4 protein-coding genes and 1 pseudogene are annotated in these 3,691 nt (G+C 69.8%); all 5 read right to left on the bottom strand.

Features of this window, described 5'->3' with window-relative positions:
- Positions 1–319: Zn-ribbon domain-containing OB-fold protein (locus tag WA805_RS23590; protein ID WP_425243426.1), on the bottom strand; the 319-nt coding region annotated here is incomplete at its 3' end.
- The gene (locus tag WA805_RS23585; protein ID WP_422272747.1) at positions 316–1,482 is read right to left on the bottom strand and encodes a thiolase domain-containing protein; all 1,167 of its coding nucleotides are present in this window, start codon (positions 1,480–1,482) and stop codon (positions 316–318) included. The genes WA805_RS23585 and WA805_RS23590, both read right to left, overlap by 4 nt.
- Complete coding sequence (locus tag WA805_RS23580; protein ID WP_422272745.1) at positions 1,479–2,111, bottom strand: dioxygenase; 633 nt, start codon at positions 2,109–2,111, stop codon at positions 1,479–1,481. Before WA805_RS23580 ends, WA805_RS23585 begins: the two co-directional genes overlap by 4 nt.
- Complete coding sequence (locus WA805_RS23575; protein WP_425243425.1) at positions 2,108–3,352, bottom strand: cobalamin-independent methionine synthase II family protein; 1,245 nt, start codon at positions 3,350–3,352, stop codon at positions 2,108–2,110. Before WA805_RS23575 ends, WA805_RS23580 begins: the two co-directional genes overlap by 4 nt.
- A 27-nt stretch (positions 3,353–3,379) precedes the next feature.
- A pseudogene (locus tag WA805_RS23570) lies at positions 3,380–3,691 on the bottom strand (hypothetical protein); the annotation flags it as partial.

The raw sequence follows: 3,691 nt of genomic DNA, 5'->3' as shown, positions 1-3,691 counted from the left end.
CATCGGCCTCGACCAGGTTCGTCATCACCCTCGGCACCTCGTTGAGCTCGACGTACGCGAGCACGTAGGGTACCGCGCCGGCGTACGCGCCCTCGCCGCGGTGGTTGACGGTGTAGCTGTAGACGTGGCCCCGGCCCGACGCCTCGAACCACTCGGTGCGCAGGCTCGCGCACTCCGGGCAGAGCGCGCGCGGGTACCAGATCACGCTGCCGCAGTCGAGGCAGCGCTTGAGCAGCAGGCGGCCCTGCGCGGTCGCGTCCCAGAACTGCCTGGTCTCCGGGTTGACCCCGGGCGCGGGCGCCGGCAGTTCGGTGCTCATGCGTCCTCCCGTCCGAGAATGAGTGTCGCGGCGGCCGACCGGGTGCCGAGCGACCCGCCGTTGCCGTGCGCGAGCGCGATCTCGCAGTCGGGCACCTGCACCGGGCCGTTTGCCTCGCCGCGCAGCTGCCGGACCGCCTCGATCACCTTGGTCATCCCGCCGCGGTTCACCGGATGGTTGTTGCACAGCCCGCCGCCGTCGGTGTTGAACGGGAGCCTGCCGTGCGGTGCCTGCAGCGACCCGTCGGCCACGAACGCGCCGCCCTTACCCTTCTCGCAGAACCCCAGGTCCTCGATCGTCTGCAGGACCGTGATCGTGAACGAGTCGTAGATCGACACGTAGTCGATGTCGGCTTGTGTCACTCCCGCCTCCTCGAACGCCCGCGGCCCGGACCACACGGCGCCGGTGTAGGTCAGGTCGATGCGGCCGTTGTCCGCGAGCTTCGGCGACTCGCCGTGGCCCAGCACCTTGACTGTCTGCCTGCGCAGCTCCCTGGCCACCTCCGGCGACACCACGACGAGCGCGCCACCGCCGTCGCTGACCACGCAGCAGTCAAGCCGGTGCAGCGGGTCGCTGATCATCGGCGACTCCAGCACCTCCTCGACCGTCACCGGGTTGGGCAGCATCGCGCGGGGATTGTGCCGCGCGTGCTGCGACGCCGCCACCTTGATGGCGGCAAGCTGGGCGCTGGTCGTGCCGTAGTCGTACATGTGCCGCCGCGCCGCCAGCGCGTACATCGACACCGTGGTCGGGCCGAACGGCAGCTCGAACCCCGCCTCCGGCGCCAGCGACGACGCCGAGGGCCGCGGCACCGGCCGGGACCGGGGCAGCCCGCCCAGCGTGATGAGGGCGACCTCGCATTTTCCCTCGGCGATGGCCGCCGCGGCGTGGCCGACGTGAACCAGGTAGGACGAGCCGCCGGTCTCCGTGGAGTCCAGGTAGCGGAGCCGCTTCAGCCCGAGGTAGTCGGCCATCGAGAGCGGCCCGAACCCCGGTGCGTCGCCGGCGCAGAAGTACGCGTCGACGTCGCTCAGCGACAGGCCGGCGTCGGCCACCGCGCCGAGTGCCACCTCCGCGTGCACCTGGGCGACCGACTTGTCGGGGATCTTCCTGTCCGGGTGCTCGTAGGCGCCGGCGATGTGCGCCTTGCCGCGTATGGTCACGGGCCAACCCGGGCGGCGAGGCTCTCGGCGGTGACGTTCTCTTCCTCGGTGATCTGCTTGATGACGAAGTCATAAGTGCCGTGCTTGACGCCGGCGTCGTCGACCGTGCAGGGCACGAGCAATGCGGGGTGGTAGTACTCGTCGTCGGTATTGCCCGGCTCACCCTCGAAGTAGAGCTGGGTGGTGACGGGCCTGCTGACCGCCTGCAGTTTGACGTGGATGTGCCTGGCGTTCCGCGGCTGGTAGTAGCCGGGGATGACGGTGGTGACCTCGTACCGGCCCGCCTCGTCGGTCACGACGTAGCCGGTGTACCGGTAGCCGACCATGTCGTAGTTCCCGTACAGGTCGGATGACCAGAAGTTCACGACCGCGCCGGGGATAGGCGTGCCCCTCTCGTTCAGGACCCGGCCGCTGAGGATGACTCCCGGCTTGTCGCCGGGTTCCAGCAGGCTGGACCGCTGCGGGGCGCCCAGCCGGAAGAACGGCCCCTCGATCTCCTGCGGAGTCTGCTGTAGCTCGCCAGGCCCCGGTGGCGGCGTTTCCCGCACGCCTGGAGTCTTGCCTGCCATCACGCCTGGTTCGCCGCGATCCGGCTTGTCGCCAGCCCTGGCCTGCTCTCCCACTGTCACTGTGACCCCTCCTCGGCATCACTGGGCTCATCGCGATCTGTGCCCTGTATCGAGTGCAACTCGTTATCGGCTCCATGGCGTCGTCGCGAACCCCAAATACGTTCCGACGCGATTTGTGCGCCCGCGACCAGGGAGCCGAATTTCGCCCACACGACTTCCGGCTGCGTGCGCCTGATCGCGGACGTCTGGGCGAACCCGCAGTCGGCGCCGCCGATGACGTTTTCCGGGCCGATGATCCCGGCGAACCGCTCGAGCCGCTGGGCTACCAGCCGCGGGTGCTCGACCGTGGTCGTGTGATGGGTGATGACACCGGGGATGAGGATCTTGCCGTCCGGGAGCTTCGTCCGCTCCCACACCTCCCACTCCCACTCGTGCCTCGGGTTCGCGGCCTCGATGGAGTAGGCGCCGGCGTTCACCTGCAAGATGAGGCCGGTGAGCGCCTCGAGCGGCGCGTCCGCGACGTGCGGGACGTGCCAGCTGCCGAAGCAGACGTGGTAGCGGATCCGGTCTTCCGGGATCCCGGCGAGCGCGTGGTTGAGCGCGTCGACCCGCAGCTGCGCCCAGCGCCGGTAGGCCTCCTCTCCCTGCTGGATGAGGTGGTCGTACATGTTGGCCAGCACGGCGTCGTCCACCTGAAGGATGAAGCCGGCCTGGTGGATCGCGAGGTACTCCTGCCGCAGCGCGTCGGCGATCGCGTAGACGTACTCTTCCTCGGTCTTGTAGTACTCGTTCACGCCGTTGTAGGCCGTGCTCGCCGGCGCGACGCTCGTGCAGAACACCTCGCGGTCCTGGTGACCGGCCGTCGCCGCCTTCAGGTTGGCCAGGTCGCGGGCGATGAAGTCGTGGCCGGTGTACTCGACCGGGCCGACGCAGACCTGCGTGGGGGCGCCGGTCAGCGCGAGCGGCATCTCCGGGTTGTCCGTGAAGAAGTCCTTGAACCGTTCCCTGTCCCTGCCGAGCCAGTCCAGCGGCTTGAGCTGGTCCTGGCGGATCTCGAAGCCGCTGATCCGGTCCAGCGCGTACCCCGACCAGCCCGACTTGCCGAACTCGCCGTCGTTCACCACGTCGAGCCCGACGTCCCACTCCCTGGCTACCACGCCGACGACCGCTTCGGTCAGCGCGCGCTCGTAGCCGGCCCGCGCCTCGGCGTCAGCATCCGCCGCCGGCGCCTCGATCAGCGCGGCCGGGCGGATCAGGCTGCCCGTGTGCGTGGTCAGAAACCTTGTCTCGCTGCGTTGCACGGAGTTCCTTCCTCTTTTCGTTAAGTATCACGGCCACGCCGCTGGCAGGTCGGTAGCCCGGACCACCCAGCCGCGTTCCAGCGCGTCGAGCCGGTCGGCCAGGCCGACCGAGGCGAGTACCTGCCTGGCGTCCTCTCCAGGCCTGCGCGGTGGATGGCCTGCCAGCGCCGGGGTGTCGGACAGCCGCGGCGAGACGCCCGGCATCGTGCAGCTCCCGACACCCGCCACGTCCTGGCTCACGCTCAGCCCGCGCGCGCGGACCACCGCGTCGGTCATCAGGTCGGCGATCGGCACGATGACGTGCGCGGCGACGCCGGCGCCTGCCAGCCGGGCGACCAG

It is taken from the genome of Trebonia sp., from assembly GCF_049794275.1.
GTDB lineage: Bacteria > Actinomycetota > Actinomycetes > Streptosporangiales > Streptosporangiaceae > Trebonia.
This window is presented reverse-complemented; position numbering and strand designations above follow the sequence as displayed.